Consider the following 21,285-nt stretch of genomic DNA (forward strand, 5'->3'; position numbering starts at 1 on the left):
CGGAGATGAGAAAGGAACCGGCTGCGATATGCACAAACCCGATCTGGCTGCGCTTAATCCGCAAGAAACGCTCGAAGCGCTCAGCGACTTCCCGTTCCCTCCTTATATCTCGCTGGCGCACATCTTCAACGCTCCTAGAGATTGGGGGTTCTCGGGACGCATCTTGAAGCAATACGCCCTGAACTACGTGATCGGCGGACGGGGCGAATTCACCGTCGGCGGCGCGACTCATCTCGTGGAAAAAGGAGACGTGTTCTTCTATCGGCCGCTTGAAGAACATGGTCTTCGCTCCTTGCCCGGCGCCGAGTTCATTACGATTACGATCGTGTTCCACTTCGCGGACAGTCCTTTTCCGATGGAGGAACGGTTGGAGGGCTCGCATATGCTTGGAGGTTACGCCGGGCACGCGGTCGAGCGTCATTTTGCGGAGCTTGTCGCCAAATATCGTCAGCCGGGCTTGGAAAACCGCCTGATCTGCCAAGCGCTGCTGCTGACCCTCCTCGCTGAAACGTCCCGCCGCGCATCCGGCGTTACCCAACAAGAAGACACAGGACGCCGCAAAAACCTGGCTCGCCTCATCCTCGTCAAAAACCATATCGAGAATCATCTGGAACGTCCTATAGACGTACCTGAAATCGAGAGATTGTCGGGTCTGACATGGAACTATATCATCGTCGAATTCAAGAAAACGTTCGGCACGACGCCCATGCAATTTCTCCTATGGGCGCGTATTTCCAAAGCCAAGGAGCTTGCCCTGCAATCTCCGCTATCGTTCAGCGAAATCGCCGCCCTGGTCGGCTACAACGATATTCATGCCTTCGGCAAAATGTTCAAGAAGAAAACGGGAATGAGCCTGACCAATTTCTGCTCCTCCCTGTACGAAACCGATCATCGCGTCTATTGGCCTAACCGGAGCCGCAAAAAATAATCATGATATTGGATACCCCTTTCCCTATCCGGACCAAATACCGTCGCTTGAATTCAACTTATAATGAGATCAGACGAATTCAAAACAGGGAGAGTGGCAACGGATGAACTTGCAAATTCCCCCCATCGTCGCTGCGGCTGCAGGAAAACGACTGGTCTGGGACGTCGATAAGGATCTTGCCGTGCTTACGGCGGACGGTCCGCAAGCGAGCGACGGAAATCTGAGGAAGGTAATCTGGTCCGGCAGTCTGCTGCCCGCGTTCGAACTCGAGACGGACGGCGGCGCAAATTACGTCAAAGCTGCCGTCTCCGCGATGAAAACAACCCCCGAGACTGGCGAATTCCGCTTCGCTCTCGACTTCGGCGCATATGGCAGCGGCTCGCTGCTCGGCGAAACGACGGATTGGGGGCTGCGGTTTACTCGACTAGAAACAAACTGGACGAAAGAGACGAGAATCGTCTCCTTTCATTTCGGAACCCGATTAATGACTCAGGTAGAGCTATCCCGCGCTCCAAGGCTCGACCGGCCGTTCTGGTCCGATTGGTCGTCGGAAGGCTATTGCGTTCCCGTCGCCGGCTCTTCCCCGACCCATTCGTTCTTCCGGTCCTGGGACATGGGCGACGCGACGCTGCCTCTGGGCAGTTTCGGCGATGCGATGGGAACCCCCTATGCGGCGGCTTTTCCAAGGCCGTTATATGCGGCGGCGATGGGCGGGCGACACGGTTGGTTAGCCTTCGGGCCCGGCGAAATCCCCGACGCTTCGATGACTTTGCATTTGCAATCGGTTACCGCGAGCCTTCGATACGCTTATCGGGAAGATCTCTGGTCGGCTCCCGATCTTCGAAACCGCCAGTGGATAGAACCTCTTCGCTTGGCATGGGGGGACACCGGCTATGAGGCGTTCGGCCGTCTTTACGAGACCTTCGGACCGTTCGAGCAGAAATCCCCGCACCATGCGCGTTCCTTTATTTGCACATGGGGCGATTTCAAAGAGGGCCGCTTCGACTTGAAGCAATTCGAACGAAGAGTATCCCGCACCACGCCCGCGGACATGGTCATTATCGACGACTGCTGGGAATCGTTTGTCGGAAGCGGGGAACCGCACCTGGAGCGGTTTCCTAATTTCGAAGCGGATCTGGACAGACTCCGCGAACGGGGATACGAGATCGCCATCTGGCAAAGCCTCGGATGGACGGACGATCCCGCGGCTTCCGGACTGACGGAAGAGGATTTGCTTTGCGGACCGGACGGGACCCCTCGTCAGTGGCGATGGTCCGGAAATCCGCTCGCCGAAGGCGGCTATCATTATCTGTTGGACCCGAGCTCGGAGCGGACAAGGAAGCTGATCGTCGAGCGCGTCAGACGCATTATGCATAGATGGAGGCCTGCCGCGCTAAAGCTTGACTTCGGCTACGGCTTTCCCAGTCAGGACGTATGCGTGCCGCGAGATCCGGCCTATCGAGGCGAACGGCTCGCCTACGCTCTGCTCAAGCTGACTTGCGAAGCCGCCAAGTCGGTCGATCCGGCTGTTACCCTGATCTACTATGGAATTAATCCCCTGCTTCGCGACGTTACCGATCTTATTAATCTCGATGATCTAGGCGACGCTGGCGACAGCGCGGCCCATGAGATCGCCGGTCATAATCAGCGCTGCCTGTGGGCATCGCTAGCGGCCGCACATGGCATGCCCGTCAACACGTCGACCGGCTACTACTGGGATACGCTTGGCCCGATCTTACTCGACACCGCAGTCGTCGGCGTTAACGGCTTAACGATTGGGGAGTTCGACGTTGACGGCAAACGGATAACCGCGGCGGACCAAGCGCGCTGGATCGCGCTTCAGACTTGGCATCGCCGCACTTGCGGCTGGAAGCCCCTGTGGCTCGATGCGGATACGGGAAGTTTGCAGGGCGAGCCGAAGCTCATCTCGTGGGGAAGACTCGAAGCAACGAGCGAAGGAGATACGACAGCGTCTGCAGCAACAACCGCAGCCGAAGCAGCGCTGACCGCCCTCGCGTTGCGTAATAACGACGGGGCGGAAGCCAAACGCTACGAACAAGCGCCCTACCTTCGCTTCACCGGCCAATGGGCGATCCTATCCCAAGATGGCTTGGATTTGAAAATAAGCAAGCGCTTCGTCTGCATTCCGTTTTCGGCCGGCACCCTCGCGATCGATGGCGAATTCTCCGGCGTGCAAGCGTATGGTGCGGTTGACGGTCGCCTGACTCCTCTGGACGCCGAGTCGGCTTTCTCCTCCGGCCCGCCGGAGCTTCGACTCGAAGTGTCGGACGGGGAGTTGTCCAAGCTTGCGGGATTCGAGATTCAACGGCAATCCTTGACTCTTTTATCCACCTCCGTCAGTTCCGGCAATGTCGAATACGGACTGTCCAAGTAGAAGTAAGCGCAGCTCGACCAATCGTCCTGCCGCTCGAAGTTGCCGTAGTCGGGTATGTCCGCGTCGCTTGCGAAAGCGACGGTTTGGCTCCCTTCCCCTGCTTTCATCACCGTTACGTCCATTTGCCGGAACGCTTCTTTCGTCAGCGGATCCCAGTAGCCGATCTGCTGCATCGTCACGCGAATGTCCCGCCGAAAATAGACCGGATCGGGCACGTGATAGCGATAGAAGCAATAGGCCATCGCCTCCTTGTCCGCGACGTGGCAGCCCTGGTGCAGATGGCTGAACGTTCCTTGCTCCCAGCCGGTGCCGATATAATCTTCGGTCCCGGTGCTGCATAAGCTGGGAAACTTTTCGTCCCCGTCCAAATAAAGTTTGCATTCTCCCTCGCCCCACCAAGAGCGGCCGTATTTCTCCGCGTCGGGCATTACGCCGATATTCGCTCCCAGGAACCGGCCTCTTCCGGCAAGTCGGGGAACGATCTCGTAATCCTGCCGCAAGGAAGTCGGTCGTTCCCGGCGAAAGTGGGCATGAAAATAAAGCGCGTCGTCGGAATGGCGGTCCCCTACCGTATAATCGATCTCGTAGAAAAACATCGCCAAGTCCGTATCTCCTTCATTGGTCAGCACCATCTTCATTCCCGTCCGAAAGGGCATCGGAACGGCGCAGTTCAAGCTCCGTCCTTCCGGGCTGCTGAACAGCGAGGACTGGAAAGGAGCGATTCTGCCGAGTCCCGTTCCGAAAAAATCGCCGAGCGGCGCGCTGACCGCCGCTCTCTCCGCCCCGTCCCAGTAAAAGTCGAGCCTAAGCGAACGCAGCATTCGAGGGCTCCGGTCGTCGAGCGTTACCCAAATTCGGCGTATCGTTCCGCTTGTACCGTCCTCCTGGGCAAGAACGACCTGTTCCTTCGCGCGAACGGGCAGAAACGGAGAGCCTTTCCTTCCTCCATTCGAACGGGCCGCGATCCCCTTGCCGGCCGTTCTGTTCTCGGGGCAAGCCCACCGCGTTTCCACTCCACCGGGAATGACGTACATCGGATTCGGATCCCACATGCCGATCGCCTCTTCTCTTTTTTTTCAATTTAGTCGGGTCAATGCGCGCAGTCAGGCTGGGCGATCGTGATCGCGAGAGTACGGCTCCCTTCAGCCACGGGCGTTTTCTCCTCCAACACGATGCGGTGCATTCGCTCTCCCCAGTTTCTTCTCAACCGACTGTCCATGAAGCCGATCGGCTCGATTCGAACGCGCAATTGTCGGCAATCGTAACGGACATAGGCCGTTCGGTTCGGCGCGTATTCCAGCAGGATCGTGCCTTCCTCGATCACCCGCGGCTCGCAAGGCGTCATGAGACTGTGGAAAATATCGGCCGGAATCCCGCCGCTCATCGCGAATTCGTCCTCGACACGCACCGCGGCTTCGCAGCCCCGAACGAGCCTGACCGTTCGCCGCCAACGTTCGATTCCGGCCTCCACCGGATACGCGTCGGAAATATCCATAGCCAGCTCGGCGCCGTTGTCGTTCTGCCGGTATTCCGCGGATTTGGCCCGGAACTCGCCGCCGCTCTTCTGCAGAACCCCTCGCACCGTGGGCAAATTGTGATACTGCGACTGCAAATACCATAGCTCGTAACGGTCGGGACCGAACGTCTGAGCCTTGTATTCCTCTGTGCCGAGATCGACGAGCAGCGGGCAGCCGTCCGCGAACACGATGAAACTTCCGACGTCGTTGTGGTTGTGGGACTCCAGATTGCTCCCGCCCTTGGCGGCAACGTACAAGCCGCGCTCGCAGCCTTCCCTCTCTCGGGCGACCATCACCTGCGTGTTCTCAAACCATGCATCGCGAACGTACGGAGCTTTGGCGCCGCTCTCCGATCGCGGTTCCTCCCGGAACAATGTTCGCAAATGGCCGTACATGCCGAACCAGATCGCGGTGCTCGGCTTGCCGCTCTTCGGCAAGCTTGCGCCCAACCGAGCAAGCGCTTCGTCCCCGACGCTCCGTCCGTATCGGTAAACGACATCTCCATCGGGACTCGCCTTCGCGTCGCAATCGGCGAAAGCGACGAAATAGCTGTCGTGGATATGCGCTTTGTAAAGATAAGCGCCGATCTCCCGCACGATGCGTTCGCCGAACGCGTCGATTCGCCCCGCCGACGCCAGGTGCAGCAGCTCCAGACATTCGTACAGCCCTCCTCCGGCTGCGCTCCAATAGGACGGCCCCTCGTCGCAGCATCCGTCCGGCGGATACGTGGCGATAAAGGCGTCCAAGCTGCGCATCGTCTTTACGATTCCCGCGCTGCGTAAATCATGGTCATCTTCAAGCAGCAGGAAGCCGGTCAACACCGCTCCGTTACACCAAGGGTTCCAATTGTTAACGCGTACGCCCTCGGTAAATCCCAGCCACCAATAATCGTCGTGCTCCATGTAGGGCGCTAGCAACCTGTTCCGTACCTCGCGTACGATCCGTTCCCCGATCCGTTTGCTGATCGCATCGAATCGGCTTCGCAGCAAGTAGAGGGTCCAAGCGAGCAGCTTGGCGGTTTCCGCCGTAAACAACTCGACGCCGTGCTCGGCAACGCTTGGCAAGGGTTCCTCTTGGTCGACCTTCCAATGGCTTCTGTGACCCGGCGTAACCCAGGTCGTTTCCTCGCAGACGGCGAAAATGCCGTTTATCGCCTGATCGAGAAACCGGCCTTTTCCCTCGATGCATTCCGCGATGACCAACATGCCGAGCACGCTTCGCCTCTCAAAAATCGCGAGATTCAACCGGGACAGATCCCCCGATCTCCAATAAGCCATATAATCTTCCATCCGGATCGCCGGCCAAGCATAATCGGAGTACCGCTCGGCCAGAGCGATCCACATCTCCCGGTATTCCGGCTCGATCGCTTCCCAGTCTTCGCGGTCGTCCGCCCTTGGAATCGGTGCGAACCGCTCCGCCGGAAGCAGCAGGTCTTTCAAGCTTTGTCGTCCGTATCGTTCGTATAACATCGCGTCCCCCTCCTCGCTCCCTATCATTCGCGAAACTATTCCTTGACGCTTCCCAGCACGATGCCGCTCATGAAGTAGCGTTGCAGGAACGGGTAAACGCACAGCACGGGCACCATGCCCAGAAAAATTTGCGCGGCGCGAAGAGAACGATCGTTCAACTGGGACAGGAATCGCAAAGCCGTCGGGTCGTTGAGCTGCGTCATATCCAGCCTGACAACGATCGTCTGCAGATAACTGGCCAGCGGGTAATGAACCGGATCGTTCATATAGATAAGCCCATGAAACCATTCGTTCCAATGGCCGACGATCGTGAACAGCGTCACCGTAGCGATCGAAGGCATTGAGAGCGGCACGATAATTCTCCATAACGTCTGCCAGTGCCCGGCTCCGTCGATGAAAGCCGATTCCGCCAGCTCCTTCGGAAGATTGCGGAAGAAGTTCAGCATCAGGATCACGTTGAAAACCGGAACCGCGCCCGGCAGCACGAGCGACCACAGGGAATCGATCAGTCCCAGTTCCCTGACGATCATGTAAGACGGGATCAAGCCTCCCGAGAAAAGCATCGTAAAGACGAAAACCCATGCGTATCCCGTACGGAACCGCAGATGGGCCGCTTCCTTCGATAGCGGATAAGCCGTCAGAATCGTCAACGTCATGTTAACCGCCACGCCGAGCAGCACCCGCTGAACGGAAATGCCCATCGACGTAAGAAATTCGCTTTTGGAAGCGACGAACGAATATGCGCGCGTCGTGAAATCGACCGGCCACAGCGTCACTTCTCCGGCCTCGATAGCGGCCGCGGAGCTGAACGATACGGCTAGCACGTTTAACAAAGGCAGCAAGCAAACCAAGGACATGATGGCGAGTATCGAGTAGTTGAAAGCGACGAACAACTTCCGGCTCCACGAGTATTGTTGAACCAATGCGACTTCCTCCCTGTATGGCTAGTCAGAAGATCCGGTAGTTGGCCAGTCGGTAAGCCAGGAAATAAGATACCGAGATGAGAACGAGAGAAATGACCGATTTGAACAGTCCGACCGCCGTAGCGACTCCGTATTGGCCGTTGCCGAGACCGATGCGGTACACATACGTGTCGAGGATATCCCCCGTCGAATACACCGAAGGGCTGTACAAATTATACACTTGGTCGAAACCGGCGTTCAGAACGTTGCCCAGGCTTAGCGTCAGAAGCAGCACGATGATCGGAACGATGCCGGGCAGCGTCACGTGAAGCGTCTGTTTCCAGCGATTCGCTCCGTCGAGCACGGCCGCTTCGTACAGCGCCGGGTTGATGCCGGTAATCGCGGCCAGATAGACGATCGTTCCGAACCCGAATTCCTTGAGCGTGTCGGTGCCTACGAGTACGTAAGGAAACCAGTCGGCGTTGCCGAGGAAAAACACTTTCGACAAGCCCAGCCATTCCATGAACCTGTTTACGATGCCGGTCGTCGGGGAAAGCACGTCGAGCAAGATTCCGGCCATGATGACCCAGGACAGGAAGTGCGGCATGTAGATCACCGTTTGCACCGTGCGCTTGAATATCCTTTTGCCGATTTCGTTAAGAAGAAGAGCCGTGACGAGCGGCGCGAGCAATCCGGAGACGATTTTCATCGAGGAGATGGTTATCGTGTTGCGAAGCACCGTCATCGTTTCCGGCAAGCCGTATACATAGCGAAAATGCTCCAGCCCTACCCATTCCGATCCGAAGATCCCTTTCACGGGGATATAGTTCTGGAAGGCGATCACGACGCCGGCCATCGGGCCGTAGCTGAACAACAGCACGACGACGAGCCCCGGAACGAGCATCAGGTGAAGCGGCAACTCGATTTTCCAGTTTCTGCGAATCATGTTCCGAACCTCCTGCCTCAAGATGCAAAGGGGACAGAGGCTGCCCTCTATCCCCCGGCATTTTATTGTACCTGTCCGCTGGCGTTCACTTCGTCCAGAATGTCCTTGCCGCCGGATTCCATCCATTTCGCGACCCACTCGTCGAAGTAATCGACAGGCTGAGAGCCCATAATAATCGCCGTGAACGTTCTCACTTGCTCGTCCCTTAAGGAAGGGCCTTTCGCGATCATCGTCGGAGTCGGGTTGCCGGTATAGGCCGATTGGAAAATGAGGTTGTTTTTCTTGTACTGTCCCAGCACGTCGAACACGCCGCCGGGAGCCCATAATTTATAGGAAGCCCACATTCCGAGATCCCCGGCGTTATACTGCTGGACCTGGTCGTAATATTGCTTCTGTTCCTCGTTTAATTGAGACGTATTATTGGTTTGAAGCGCTTCTTGCACCGCAGAAGCGGCCTCCTGGTTTTTCTCGGCGAACGATCCGTTGATCGGCGGATACATATGCAATCCGTACGTGACGTCGCCCTTGACAACGGTATGGAATTGGATATCGAAGTTCCCGTACAGCTTATCAACGACCCGGTTCAGTAAAATAAACGGCGCTTCCGGATGCTTGGATTTCTTGCTGACGACGTAAAACTTCGATGGCAATCCGCCGGTGCTCTGCGCCATGGCCGGCTTATCGTCCGCCGAAACGATCGGGTAGATGCCCCAATCGAAGCCCGGCACGTCTTTCTTCATATTGTTGATCGGCCAAGTCGGCACCCAGAACGCGCCGTAAGCCATCCCTACTTTGCCCGATGTGACCAGTTCGCCGGATTTGACCCCGTCGATGACGCTGAATTCCGGATAGATCGCGCCGGCCTTGAACAGCTCCTGCAGCTTCCCGAGCGCCGTCTTCACTTCCGGCTGCGTATCGGCCCATACCGCTTTGCCGTCCGCGCCCTTGATGAAATTCAAGTTCGTTCCGGTGCCTTTCGTCGGATTGAACGGATAGGCGTGATAGCCGTTGAAAAAGCCTTCCAGGCCCGACCAACCGTTAAACAGGCTCATGTCCAGACTTAAGCCGTACGTATCGTTCTTGCCGTTCTTGTCCGGATCGTCCTTCGTGAACGCAAGCGCGATCTTGATCACGTCGTCCATCGTTTTCGGAGGCTCCAGGCCGAGATTTTGCAGCCAGTCCGTACGGATGTAGATGCTGTGAGCGTCGTCCCGTCCGCCGCCGTCGGCGGGAATGCCCATGATTTTGCCGTTGACCGTTGCGGCTTTCATTCGCAGCCCGCCGCCTTCTTCGATGCTTTTCTTCGTCAGATCGGAAGCGTATTTCGCGTAAACGTCCGTCAGATCGGCGATCGTGTCCGCCTGCACGAGAACTTGGAACTGCTGGGCATCGACCAGCATGAAGTCCGGCAAGTCTCCCGAAGCCATCGTAACGGCCATTTTGTTCTGGTATTGCTGGTCGCTCACTTTCCATTTGTTCGTCACTTTGATGCCAAGCGCGCTTTCGAAATCTTTCGTCCAAATGTTGGAGTCGAGCGAATCGCCCTCCTGGAACTTGACTCCGGCGTTAATCGAGCGGACGGTCGTCACTTCGATCGGCGGATCGTATTTGCCCGTCGGTCCGTCCGGCGCCGTTTCCGCCGGGCTCGAGCCAGCGCTCGGGCTTGAGCTTGCGCTCGGAGAATCGCTCGCGTTTGACGCCTTTCCGCCGTTGTCCTTGCTGCAGGCGGTAACGGCTGCCACGATCAACACCAGCGCGACGAGCGCCCAAACCTTTAATTTCTTTGCCGCCATCTGCTTGCCTCCCCGGAATATTGCTTGGTTTGACTTACAGCTTTCATTATGCGTGCCGCGGAAATGGACGAAAATAAGAAAGATATAGCTTTCCTTATCCTTTCATATCCTCTTGTCAAAGCTTCTTGTACGAATCCCGGAACTCTTGCGGCGTCAGATGGGTCGTCTTCTTGAAGAAACGGGTAAAATAAGACGCCGACTCGTAACCGACGCGCATGCCGACTTCATGGATTTTGAGCGGCGTCTCGCCTAACAGCCGCTTCGCCTTCTCCACCCGCGTCTTCGTAATATAGTCGCTGATGCTGTGACCGGTTTTCTGTTTGTATAACCGGGATAAATAAAACGGAGTCAAATAGACGTGGTCGGACAACCGGTTGAGCGACAGATCTCCTTCCAGGTTCTCTTCCACGTACGCCTGAATCCGGTCTACCACTTCGCTCGTTTCCTGTTCGTTTCCTTCCGCCATATGCTCGAACAGCTGCTCCGCAACGCCGCGGAAAAACGTGACCGCTTCCCGCCACGAGGCGTGCTCGTGAATGGCGAACAGCTTGCCGATGTCCATCGTGCCGGACAGCTCCGCGAATACTTCCAATCGGTTCATATGAGAGATGAAAATCGCGGCCATTTCGTAGAAAGCTTCGAGGGGCGCTCCCGCATGAAAGGAAGGCGGATCCCCGATCGCGTCCATGATCTCGTCGAACAACGCGACGAACCTCTCTCTTTCCTTCTGCATCAAATAGCGGTCAAGCAGCCGGATCCGTTTGATTTTCCCGCGCATCCGCTCTTCGTCCCCCGCAACCGACCGTTCGTCGGAGAGCAGCGTTTGGTTGCCCAAGCCGAGGCCTCGTCCGAAAAGCCGGGTCAGCCGATCGTATTTCGCAGGGAGAGATTCCCAATCGTACGGTTCGCTCGAGACGACGAACGAGCATACGAGCTTCAAGTATTGCTGGCAAGCCATTTGCACCGATTCGAGCATTCCGAGCATGTAGGCGTGCAGATCGGCGTCCTCTTCCCGCATCGGATCGGAATCCGCCGGACCGAATTTGCCCTCCTTCGGCTGCATCAGCCACACGAGCCGATTCCATTCCGCGCTGAAATGCACGAGCTTGAAATCGCGGGAAAAAAACTCCTCGAAAATGTTGTTGATCGAATAGGTGAACAACGGTTTGTCGCCGCCCGCCGAGTCCTCCCTCCAGCGGTCGATTCGCCCAACGCAGACGACGACGGAGCGATCCGCTTCCAACTGGATATCCAGTTCGGCGAATTGCGATTCCCGCGACTTGACGGAGGAAACATCGCCGAGCAGCAGTCCGGTCAAATAGTCCTTGCGCAGCGTCGGCAGCGCCAATCTCAGCTGCGTGCGGGCGCTCGCGATCAGATTCTCGTAAGTCACTTCTTCCGAGATGTCGCCAACCGCTTTCGAGACCGCCGCGACGATCGGATCGTCCCCTTCCGTCTTCAGCACGTAGTCGATCGCTCCGGCGCGGATGGACGACTGGATATAATCGAATTCGTTATAGCCGGTCAGGAAAATCGACTTGCACCTCGGCCACAGCCTGGACACCTCGCGCTGCAGCTCGATTCCGTTCATCTCCGGCATCTCGATGTCCGTGAGCAGAATGTCCATTCTGAGCTTGCGGGCAATCGTCAGCGCCTCCTTGGCGTCGAACGCTTGATACACCTCCAGCGGATACTCGGGTTGCTGGAACAGCTCGCTAAGCCCCTCAACGATAATCGGTTCGTCATCGACGATGAGAAGACGGTACATGGCGCTTCCTCCTTGTTGATTCAGAAAGTATAAAATTCGCTATCCTTTTCTAGTGTGCGTAAGTTATCCGTTCGTTGCGCAGGGCAGTTTGAGCGTAACTTTCAGTCCGCCCATTTCGCCCCTGGCGACGGAAACGCCGCAATCGGCCCCGAAGCGAATTTGCAGGCGGCGGTGCACGTTCAGCATCCCGGTATACTCCATATCTTTGCCGCTATTGGCTATATCCGCTTCCAACCGTTGAAGATCGCCGTCCGTCAGCTTCTCGCCGTTGTCTTCGACGGACATGAGCAAATTCTCAGCCTGTCTTTCCATCTCGATGACGATCCGTCCGTCTTTCCTCTTGGCCTCGAGGCCGTACTGGTACGCATTTTCAAGGAAAGGTTGGAGAATAAGCCTTGGCACGAGCATTTGTTTGCAGCCTTCGGGCAGCTCGCCGAATTCGACATCAATGCGGCTCTTAGCGAAACGAATGTTTTGAATTTCCACGTACGTCCGCGAATGCTTGATTTCCGCTTCGAGCGGAACGTCCTCCGCCGCGTTGCGGGTAATGTACTGGAAATACTCCCCGAGATGTTGGCTGAACCGGACGACGCTGTCATTATCGTTCATCTTGGCCAAGCGATATAAAATAAAATAGGTGTTGTACAGAAAATGCGGATTGATCTGCGACTGCAGCTGCTTAAGCTCCGAGCTCTGGGCGCGGATTTTCTGTTCGTACACCTCGTGAATAAGCACCTTTAATTTATCCATCATCATATTGAATCTCTGAAACAAGTACATGAATTCGTCGTTCGACTTCGGCAGCGCCATCGGCTCCATCAGCCCCGCTTCGACTTTGCGGAAGCCGGAGATCATCTTGTATAGCGGCTTGCGGATAAGCCGGTACAACCAGTAGGAATAAGCGACGATAATCGCCAAAGAGATAAAAGAGAGCGCCCACAGAAGTCCGCGATATCTCTCGAGCGGACCGAGCATTTGCTCCGGCGGCACGTATGCGAGCAAATAATAACCGAACGTTGAAGAAATTTTGTAGGCGGCCAATTGACTGCTCCCTCCCGCCGAGATTTGTTCGATACCTTCCCACGTTTGCCGCCCGGCTCGTTCTTTCAGAAACTGTTCCAACTCCAGAGCGAGCTCGCCGTTTCCCTCGCCGTTTAATGTCCAATTCGCATCCGTATGAATCAGCATCGCGCCGGAGTTCTCATAGTCGGTAATCGTAAGCAGCGATTGCTTGAGCGCTTCCAATTTCAATTCAATCGACAGCACGAACGTCTCCTGCATGCCGGGAAGATCCGAGCCCGGGTACGCAACCGCAAGAAACAAGCGTTCTTTCCAGTAAAAGAGTCCGGCTCCCTTGCGCTTATAGACCGAAGCTACCGCCTCGTACTCTTCGTCGAGCGTATCGCTGATCGACTTCTCGCTGGACAGCGTCCGCTTCAACGTTAAAATATGAGCGCTCACGCTCTTGACGTACAGGCTGGAGCCTTTGATCACTTCCAGCTTGTCCTGGATGCGCAGCACCGTTTCCGACCATTCCCCCAGAGACATCGTGTTGCTGACGAAAGCGAGATGCTGCACGTCCTTGTCGACGACGTACCTCTGGAGAAGGCTCATCATCCGTTCGTTCTCTACTTCCAACGCGTTCAAATAAAAATCGACCCTGGATTTGAGAGAATTCGAAAGCTCTTCGCGGATGCTCGATTCCCCCAGCATGTTCATCTCCAATCCGATGCCGTACATCGGCGCGATAACTAACAGGAACGCAAGGATCAGCTTCGGAAAAATCGTCAGTTTCCACGTTCTCGGCCTCTGCAATCTCAAGTTATCGCCCCTTTTGAGGTAGTTCTTTGCAACCTATGTATATCTTAGAATACAAGCGCTTTCACAACAATAGACCGTTTGATAGAGCCGCTCTTCGCGCCGCCTGTCCGTCAGGCGTTAACGTGCCACAAGCCGCCCCCGCCCACGGCACACAAGGGCGAGGACGGCTTATGCTTTTTTAAGACGTTACTGAATATCGTCGACCAGGACGAAAATCGGCCTTTCGCTTACGTTAACGGTCACTTTGCCGCCGGAGACGGTCAGAGCGGACGGAACGCCGTCCGTATCTCCATTCTGCATCGTAACCAATGTCGCCGAAGAAGGAGTCCCCGTCAGAGACAATTGATAATCGTTGACGGTCGTATTGTTGCTCGTCGGGCTCCAGATGACGTAACCGCCGTTGGTACTCGTAGCGTTCTTGAATTTGTAAATTTTGACGTTGGCGTTGCCCGAAGCTTGCTCGCCCGAATACCGCATGCCCGTCAGCCGGTTTTTCAGCGTATAGACGTAATACCACGAGATTTTCGGCACGCCTCCCGTATTCTGACTGCTGATCAGGCCGCTGTTGTCGTACTTCGTCGAGCTGTTCGGATTGACGTCGCGCAGCATGTACATGGCCGCTTTATCGACCCCCGCGGCCGCCGCGGCCAGATAGGAGCGGACAAGCCATTGCGCCTGCACTTCGAATTGCGAGGTCGATCCGATCGCGGGCGCCCGTTGAACGGAAGTCGGATGCGTGTCGAAACCAAACTCGGTTATCCACATTTCTTTGTCCGGCATATACCGGTTCCGGTAATCGACGAACGTCTCCAGTCGTTCCTTGAACTGGCTTGCTTCCGGGCTGATCCCTACCGTCTCCGGCGATCCGTTCACGCTGTCGTTGCTGTAGATGTGGATGTTAAGAACGTCGAACGGCAAGCTGCCGCCGCGGTTCCAATCCGCCCAGAACTTGAGCGCGCGGATATACTCCAGATCGGGTTTGGCAAGTCCGCCCATGACGAGCTTGGCGTTCGGATCGGCGTTTTTCACCCCGAACGTGTTCCCCATCGTGCCCATATGGCCATCGTAATCCGCGCTCGCCATCGCGGCGTATTCGTAAGGGTTGAAGTAGGAGGCTCTGCCGCTCCACCAGGCGTCCTGCTCGTTCCAGTTCTCGAAATATTCCAGCGTATTAAGCCCCGTGCTCCTCGGCTGCCCCGCCGCCAGCTTCAGCTTGTTGTCCGCGACGGCCGTGCTGCCGTAGCGCGCCGCGAATTGGAACATATGATCGGCATGCTCGGCATAGGAGGATGGCGACAGCGCGCTTTCCCCGCTTGAAATCGGTTTGTGCCCGAAGCCGTTCGACAGCCAATCGACGCTGCCTTGAATAGCGGGCGAAACCGTGAGTCCAGCCGCTTTCAGATTTTGATAGTAGGCGTCGAAATTCCAACTGCCGCCTCCGGCGTAGCTCGGATTGAATTTGTTGGCATTGTTCGGGTACCCCGGATAAACGGTCGAATGGTTCGCGAAATCCCACGCGTCTCCTTCGTCCCAGAACCAGTTATGGTATTCCCGGACGAACCCGGCCGCCTGCATTTTATCCTGCGGATCGTCGATAAAGGCGTTGATCCCAATCAATTGATCCATCGTCGGAAGCTGCGGAGAAATCGGCGACGGCGGCGTAACCGGCGTGCCTTGAAGCGTGCCGTATAGCACGATCTCGTGCATCTGGCGGCAGCAGCCGGGGAAAGTCACCTGCACGTACCGCGTCGTAATGTTAACCGAATGTCCGCTCCACTTGTTATGCTGGGACAGGTTATCCGTAAACAGCGGCGTCCAGTTGAACGGAGTTCCTGCCGCAACGTGGAAATCTCCGCCGCCCGCCCCGTCGTACAAGTAAACGTCCGTTAACTGATAGTCGGCCCCAAGGTCGATGACGGCGCTGGCCGGAAAATAGATCGAATTGGAGCCCGGATCCCAGCCGTTGACGGGGGAGCCTCCCGAGCCCGCTTTCGGGTCGCCGGACAGCGCCTGTTCGTCGACGAGGCGCGTCGCGTCGCCGCTGGTCGACTCGTTGAGGATCATGGAAGCCGTCAGCGTAATTTTCGTGCTCGACGGCGCGGCCGTCGTCGCCTTGCTGACGACGTTGGAGAGATCGGATACGTTCGCCGCTGCGTCGGATGTTTTCATCGCGAAGTGATACGTCGTGCTTGGCGACAATCCGGTCACCGTCATCGATTGGCTCGTTCCGGCGGCGGTCGGGGCCGGTTCGCCGCTTACCTGCGTGGCGCTTGCCCAGTTGGCCGGCGTAATGGCGCTTGTGCTGTAGCGAACATCATAGGAAGCGGCAGTTCCGATATTGCCATCGTCGCCCGGAGCCGTCCACGTCAGCGTAACCGAATTGGATGTGGAAGTCGGCGCCGCCAAGTTGGTGATCGCTGCAGGCGCAGTCGTATCTCCTCCGCCGGGGCCTGCGGGCGTTCCGTAGAGAACGATCTCCGTCATGTTGACGTTTGGCGCGGACAGAGTGACGCGCACGTACCGGGTCGTCACGCTTACCGGATGCGCGTTCCACGTCATCCACCCGGTGAGCGGGTCGGTGAACAGCGTCGTCCAGCTGCCGGGACTGCCCGCGGAGATCGTAATGTTGGCGACATCGTAAGTGTCCCGCAAATAGATGCTGGAGAGGTTGTAGTTCTGACCGAGATCGATGTAAGCGTGAACCGGATACAGCGACGTGTTCCAACCGGCCTGCCAGCTCGTCGCGGGAGCGCCTCCGCTGCCGTTCGCCGGGTCCCCGGCAAGCGTCTGCTCGTCCACGAGCAGCGTAGCGTCGCCCAAGCCCGATTCGTTCGTGATCATCGACGGCGTCAGGACGATTTTCGTTTCCGCCGCGTAAGCTTTGCCGCCGTTCGTCAGCAACAGCATGCCGAAACTGGTGACGAAGCTAAGGCACATAACCATTACGAACGAGACTGCCCTTCTCATATCAAGTCCCTCCTTCGGTTATTGGAATACAGTTCAAATGTATAACGCTTTCCTAAAACGGGATATTGTAATTTAATAGCTTTTATTGACTTTTCATATCTTCGTTCGATTACAACGATTTAGACAAAAAAAGCCGCGACTTAAGTCGCGACTTGCATTATCCCCCGGAAACTATGAAATTCGATAGGTCTTTCGTTTCGTTTTCTTCGGTTTCGATGCCTTATGGGTGCTTCTAAGGGAGACCTCTCCGCGAACCTCCTTGTTTTCGTCAGAGCCGCCGTTTGCTGTATCTTCAGAGGATAATTGAGTGACATTACCAATTATGATTGTTCCGTCGTTGTGTACGACTATTATCCGCCCGATATAACAAGACATGAACGATCAGCTTCCTTTACTTGATTTTCTGGTACATGCACTATTGTATGAGCAATTGCCGGCCGCTGCATTGGCTTTTCCAAGAGGAACAATAGCCCCTTTACCGCTTAAAATGCAGTATCGTGCAATTCTGTATGATTTTCCTTGTTAGAGGAGATAATGGACACTACGCGGAGGAGGACTAAAAGCATGCGGATTTTCTCTAAATACTCAAGAATTAACAAAAATCGCCATGATGCTATCCCCGATAATCCGGAACAATCGATCTCCCATTCTCCCGTACAACCCTCGTTAACAAAAAACATTGCCATTTTAGAATCGCTTTTTAGCGATACCTCCGATTTGACCGTGCGATTTCTGGAAATAAAAAATCTCAGCAGGCAAGCAGCGTTAGTGTATCTGGAGGGATTATCGGATAAAGATATGATAAACAACCATATCTTGCGTCCCCTTATCCAGATTTCCGATGAAGCATCAGCAGAAATTCCCGTCAGCATCGGTCAAGTCCGAAAAGAAAACAACTGGGGACGACTTGAGGAAGCCATTCTGGAAGGCAGAAGCGTATTGTTGATCGATCAACGAGAGGAAGCGTATATTTTGGGTACGCAAGGATGGCCGCAACGAGCGGTCAGCACTCCTCATGTAGAACATTCTATAAAGGGAGCCCAACAGGCGTTAGTTGAAACCAGTATCCAAAATATTGCTTTAATCCGAAGATACATTCAAAACCGAGAACTAAAAAATAAGATCGTCCAGGTAGGTACAAGATCAAAAACGAAAATTTCCATTCTCTATTTAGAGGATTTGGCTAACCCTGATCTACTGGAAACCTTACTTGGACGTATTCAAAAAATCAATGTCGATGGGATTCTAAACTCTGGTGAATTAGCAGAATGGATTGAAGATAACCCTCATTCCCCTTTTCCGCAATTTTTGATTACCGAACGTCCGGACATTGCGGCCGCCCATATTCTGCAGAGCCGCTTCGTTATTGTGGTTGACGGTTCACCTAACGTTATAATCGCTCCTGCATCGTTTACGATGTTCTTCAGCAGTATGGATGACTATGGCTCGAATTGGGTCGTAGAGTCCTTCATTCGATTGCAAAGATATTTTGGATTTTTTATTGCCTTGCTTCTACCCGCTTTCTATATTGCAGTTATATCCTTTAATTATGAAATAATACCACTCAAACTTCTTTTGTCGGTTGGCGAATCCAGAGGAAGGGTTCCGTTCCCCTCCCTAATCGAGGCATTAATTATGGAGTTTGCCATTGAAATGATGAGAGAAGCCGGAATACGCCTTCCATCGCCAATTGGTCAAACCATTGGGGTTGTTGGAGGAATTATTATCGGACAAGCAGCGGTTCAGGCGGGCATCGTAAGTAATATCATGGTCATCATCGTTGCATTGACAGCCATTGCCTCCTTTATTCTCCCGAGTTATGAGATGGCATCCGGAATCCGCTTGGTTCGTTTTCCGATGATGTTGTTAGCTTCGCAGTTTGGTGTTTTTGGAATTATGATTGGCCTTCTGATTCTGATCGCCCATTTTATTTCCCTTGAATCCCTCGGTACGCCTTTCGGCAGTCCCGTCGCTCCCATACATTTTGCTGATTTAAAGGACTCGTTTATTCGCTTTCCCATGTGGAAGATCATGAAAATCCCTACAAATACCCGCGCGCTTCAAAGCGATAGAAGAAAACATAAGGATGACACCAAATGAATGTAACGACCAAGCATTCGATTACTACGCTACAGTTCACACTTTTAATCCACGGAACGCAACTTGGTGTGGGCATGTTGCAAATTCCGAGAATTTTAGCCGAGCAGGCAGGGACAGATGCTTGGCTCTCCATAATAATGAATTGGATCGTTTCGACTGCCATCGGATTGTTAATTATCCAGATTATGAAAATCAATCCGGATCGTACGATGCCCGACTTATTCAAACACTATTTCGGGAAAATTTTCGGAGCCCTTTTAACGCTTGTTTTTATTGTATTTTTCACCCTAACGGCTGTTGTCGAAATATTAAGAGGGATGCTTTTTGTAAAGGTATGGCTTCTGCCTGAGACGCCGGACTACATCATTCTAATAACCTTTGTAATCCCGGGCTATATGATCATTCGCAAGGGTATACAGGTTTTAGGGAGGTATGCTGAGATGATGTTCTTTTGTAGCCTGTGGATTCCAATACTCTACCTTCTTCCTTTAAGAGATGGTTCATGGCTTAACTTATTGCCGATCCCTAAAGACGGATTCCTCCCCATTATCCATGCGGCTATTAAAAATTCCTATTCGTTCTTTGGTTCTGAAATCGCCTTTCTGCTTTACCCCATGCTGATAAGAAAGGAAAATGCTTCAACGGCCATGATTGTGGGAAATTCATTGACTATGCTGGCTTACTTATTGGCGACCCTTGTTTGTTTCATTTATTTTGGGCCCGATGCGATCATGAAATACAATGAGCCGTCTGTTAGCGTGTTAAAAACCATTGAATTCCGCTTTATCGAACGGTTGGAGATTCTTTTGTTTACGGCTTATCTATTTACGGTGTTTAAGACGTGGATGAGCTTTATTTGGGCAGCTTCCTACAGTGTAGGTAAGGTAATTGGAAAAGCTTTTATGTACCGATTCCTACAAATTTCTCTGTTCTTCGTCGTTCTATATTCCGTCGTTTATTCCCACTCGTTTTATGAAAACGATTTGATGCAGCTATGGCTTGGGAGAGCAAGCATATTCCTTTCCTATGCATTCCCGTTGTTCTTGTATCTTTATACTCGGATTATTATTCGAATAAGGAAGTATCGCTAAAATGAAAGTTCTTGAGAAAATTCTCCTAACGTTAGTATTCATCGTTCTTCTCCCAGGGTGCGATCGTGCGGTGAACCTCGAAGATCTATCCATTACATTAGTTATAGGCATGGATTTGGACGATGAGAGCAATATTACAACCTACGTTGTTTATAATGCTACATAGAATCTAGACAGTAAAAAAGGAGTTTCTTAGTTGTATGGCGAGCATCAGAAGGAAGTTTACGCCGGAAGAAAAAGCGCGCATCGTACTGGAAATTCTGAAGGAAGAAAAGTCGGTATCGCAGCTGGCATCGGAGCATGGAATCCACACCAATGTGCTCAATCGCTGGAAAACGGAAGCCGTTCAGAACCTCGCACAGCTGTTTGTGGATGATCGCAAAGGGATCTCGAAAATGAAAAATGACTACGAACAGCAGATCACAGACCTCTACGCCGAGATTGGCAAGCTGACCAGTCAATTGTCGTGGCTCAAAAAAAAATCTGGTCAATGACCTTTCTCGCGACGAACGCCTCGCGCTGCTGGAATGGAATTGTCCCGACCACGCGATCAGTGTCCAGGCCGATCTGCTGGGCTTGAATCGCTCCAGCCTGTACTACAAGCCGGTCCCTCCCTCCCCGGAGGAAATTCACCTCAAGCACCGGATTGACGAACTCTACACCCAGCATACCTTTCTGGGCTACCGGAAAATCGCTGCCATCATGAACCGGGAAGGAGATGGGATTCACCAGAATACCGTACGTGCCTACATGCGAGAGATGGGGCTCATGGCCATCTATCCCGGACCGAACCTGAGCAAGCGCGATTTGCAGCACCGGATCTATCCCTATCTGCTCCGGAAGCTGGCGATCACGCGTCCCGATCAGGTGTGGTCTGTGGACATCACGTATATCCGGATGAAGCACGGCTGGATGTACCTGTACGCCATCATGGACTGGTATTCCCGCTTTATCGTCGACTGGCAGCTGGATCAGAGCCTGGAGATCGCCTTCGTCCTGGAGACGACGACACGGGCGCTGGCGCGGCGTAAGCCCAACATTCTCAATAGCGATCAGGGCAGCCATTTCACCAGTCCGCAGTTTATTGATCTACTGAAGGCAAACGACGTGCGGATCAGCATGGACGGCAAAGGCCGCGCCACGGACAACATCGTCATTGAGCGCTTCTGGCGCAGTCTGAAGTACAACGAGGTCTACATCAACGACTACAGAAGTCCGCGCGAGACCCGGCAAGGTGTAGAACGTTACATCCATCTGCACAACCATTATCTGCCGCATCAATCGCTGGACAATCATACGCCGGCCGCTGTGTACAACCGGGAAGTTATGCTGTTATCCACAAGCGAATAACAAAGGAGAAAACCATTTCTCCCGCGCCTTCGCTTGGGCTACGCCCTCCCGCTGAGAACATCTTCAGGACTGGAAGTCCGTTTCATAATTTCCAGTTCGGGAAGAGCAATTTCCGCCCCTCCGGGGCAAAAACATCAAATCTTGTGAATCCTTCCACACCTTAAAAATCTAAAAAAACTGTCTTGACATCTTGTAGCACCATAGTTGCTCCTGTATTCAGCAGTAACGTCAAAGGAAG

Annotated in this window: 13 protein-coding genes; 5 read left to right on the forward strand and 8 right to left on the reverse strand. The window is 54.1% G+C overall.

The features are described 5' to 3' along the window. The first annotated feature begins 28 nt into the window (after positions 1–28). Both ACESLM_RS19090 and ACESLM_RS19095 read left to right on the forward strand, forming a co-directional pair. Positions 29–928, forward strand: a complete 900-nt coding sequence (locus ACESLM_RS19090) for an AraC family transcriptional regulator (RefSeq protein ID WP_372633145.1) — start codon at positions 29–31, stop codon at positions 926–928. 103 nt (positions 929–1,031) lie between these two features. Then, a complete protein-coding gene (locus ACESLM_RS19095; protein ID WP_372633146.1) occupies positions 1,032–3,323 on the forward strand; it encodes an alpha-amylase family protein in 2,292 nt (763 codons plus the stop codon). Here ACESLM_RS19095 and ACESLM_RS19100 read toward each other — a convergent pair. From ACESLM_RS19100 to ACESLM_RS19135, 8 genes are all read right to left on the reverse strand, one after another. Beyond that, the gene (locus ACESLM_RS19100) at positions 3,251–4,375 is read right to left on the reverse strand and encodes a glycoside hydrolase family 172 protein (RefSeq protein ID WP_372633147.1); all 1,125 of its coding nucleotides are present in this window, start codon (positions 4,373–4,375) and stop codon (positions 3,251–3,253) included. The two genes, ACESLM_RS19095 and ACESLM_RS19100, sit on opposite strands and share 73 nt — an antisense overlap. A gap of 38 nt (positions 4,376–4,413) precedes the next feature. Continuing rightward, entirely contained in the window at positions 4,414–6,309 is a 1,896-nt protein-coding gene (locus ACESLM_RS19105; protein WP_372633148.1) for a heparinase II/III domain-containing protein, read from the reverse strand. 35 nt (positions 6,310–6,344) lie between these two features. Continuing rightward, the gene (locus ACESLM_RS19110) at positions 6,345–7,232 is read right to left on the reverse strand and encodes a carbohydrate ABC transporter permease (RefSeq protein WP_372633149.1); all 888 of its coding nucleotides are present in this window, start codon (positions 7,230–7,232) and stop codon (positions 6,345–6,347) included. Positions 7,233–7,257: 25 nt separating this feature from the next. Then, the gene (locus ACESLM_RS19115; RefSeq protein ID WP_372633150.1) at positions 7,258–8,157 is read right to left on the reverse strand and encodes an ABC transporter permease; all 900 of its coding nucleotides are present in this window, start codon (positions 8,155–8,157) and stop codon (positions 7,258–7,260) included. Between the two features lie 62 nt (positions 8,158–8,219). Next, entirely contained in the window at positions 8,220–9,950 is a 1,731-nt protein-coding gene (locus tag ACESLM_RS19120; RefSeq protein WP_372633151.1) for an extracellular solute-binding protein, read from the reverse strand. A 115-nt stretch (positions 9,951–10,065) separates the two neighbouring features. Continuing rightward, entirely contained in the window at positions 10,066–11,718 is a 1,653-nt protein-coding gene (locus tag ACESLM_RS19125) for a response regulator transcription factor (protein ID WP_372633152.1), read from the reverse strand. Between the two features lie 63 nt (positions 11,719–11,781). After that, complete coding sequence (locus tag ACESLM_RS19130; protein ID WP_372633153.1) at positions 11,782–13,539, reverse strand: sensor histidine kinase; 1,758 nt, start codon at positions 13,537–13,539, stop codon at positions 11,782–11,784. A 186-nt stretch (positions 13,540–13,725) separates the two neighbouring features. Then, a complete protein-coding gene (locus ACESLM_RS19135; RefSeq protein ID WP_372633154.1) occupies positions 13,726–16,506 on the reverse strand; it encodes a fibronectin type III domain-containing protein in 2,781 nt (926 codons plus the stop codon). 564 nt (positions 16,507–17,070) lie between these two features. Between ACESLM_RS19135 and ACESLM_RS19140 the strand changes: the two genes are divergently transcribed. The 3 genes from ACESLM_RS19140 (at position 17,071) to ACESLM_RS19150 (ending at position 21,047) form a co-directional block, all read left to right on the forward strand. Beyond that, on the forward strand, positions 17,071–18,606 hold the full coding sequence (locus tag ACESLM_RS19140) for a spore germination protein (protein WP_372633155.1): 1,536 nt from the start codon (positions 17,071–17,073) through the stop codon (positions 18,604–18,606). After that, positions 18,603–19,697 carry a GerAB/ArcD/ProY family transporter gene (locus tag ACESLM_RS19145; RefSeq protein ID WP_372633156.1) on the forward strand — a complete coding sequence of 365 codons (1,095 nt, stop codon included), beginning with the start codon at positions 18,603–18,605 and terminating at the stop codon, positions 19,695–19,697. The genes ACESLM_RS19140 and ACESLM_RS19145 overlap by 4 nt, the downstream gene beginning before the upstream one ends. A gap of 200 nt (positions 19,698–19,897) precedes the next feature. Further along, positions 19,898–21,047 (forward strand): IS3 family transposase gene (locus tag ACESLM_RS19150; protein ID WP_372633157.1). Its coding sequence is split into 2 segments (ribosomal slippage): positions 19,898–20,170 and positions 20,172–21,047, totalling 1,149 coding nucleotides; the frame shifts between segments, so codons are not numbered across the junction. Positions 21,048–21,285 lie beyond the last annotated feature (238 nt).

This window comes from Cohnella sp. (assembly GCF_041641335.1).
Classification (GTDB): Bacteria; Bacillota; Bacilli; order Paenibacillales; family Paenibacillaceae; genus Cohnella.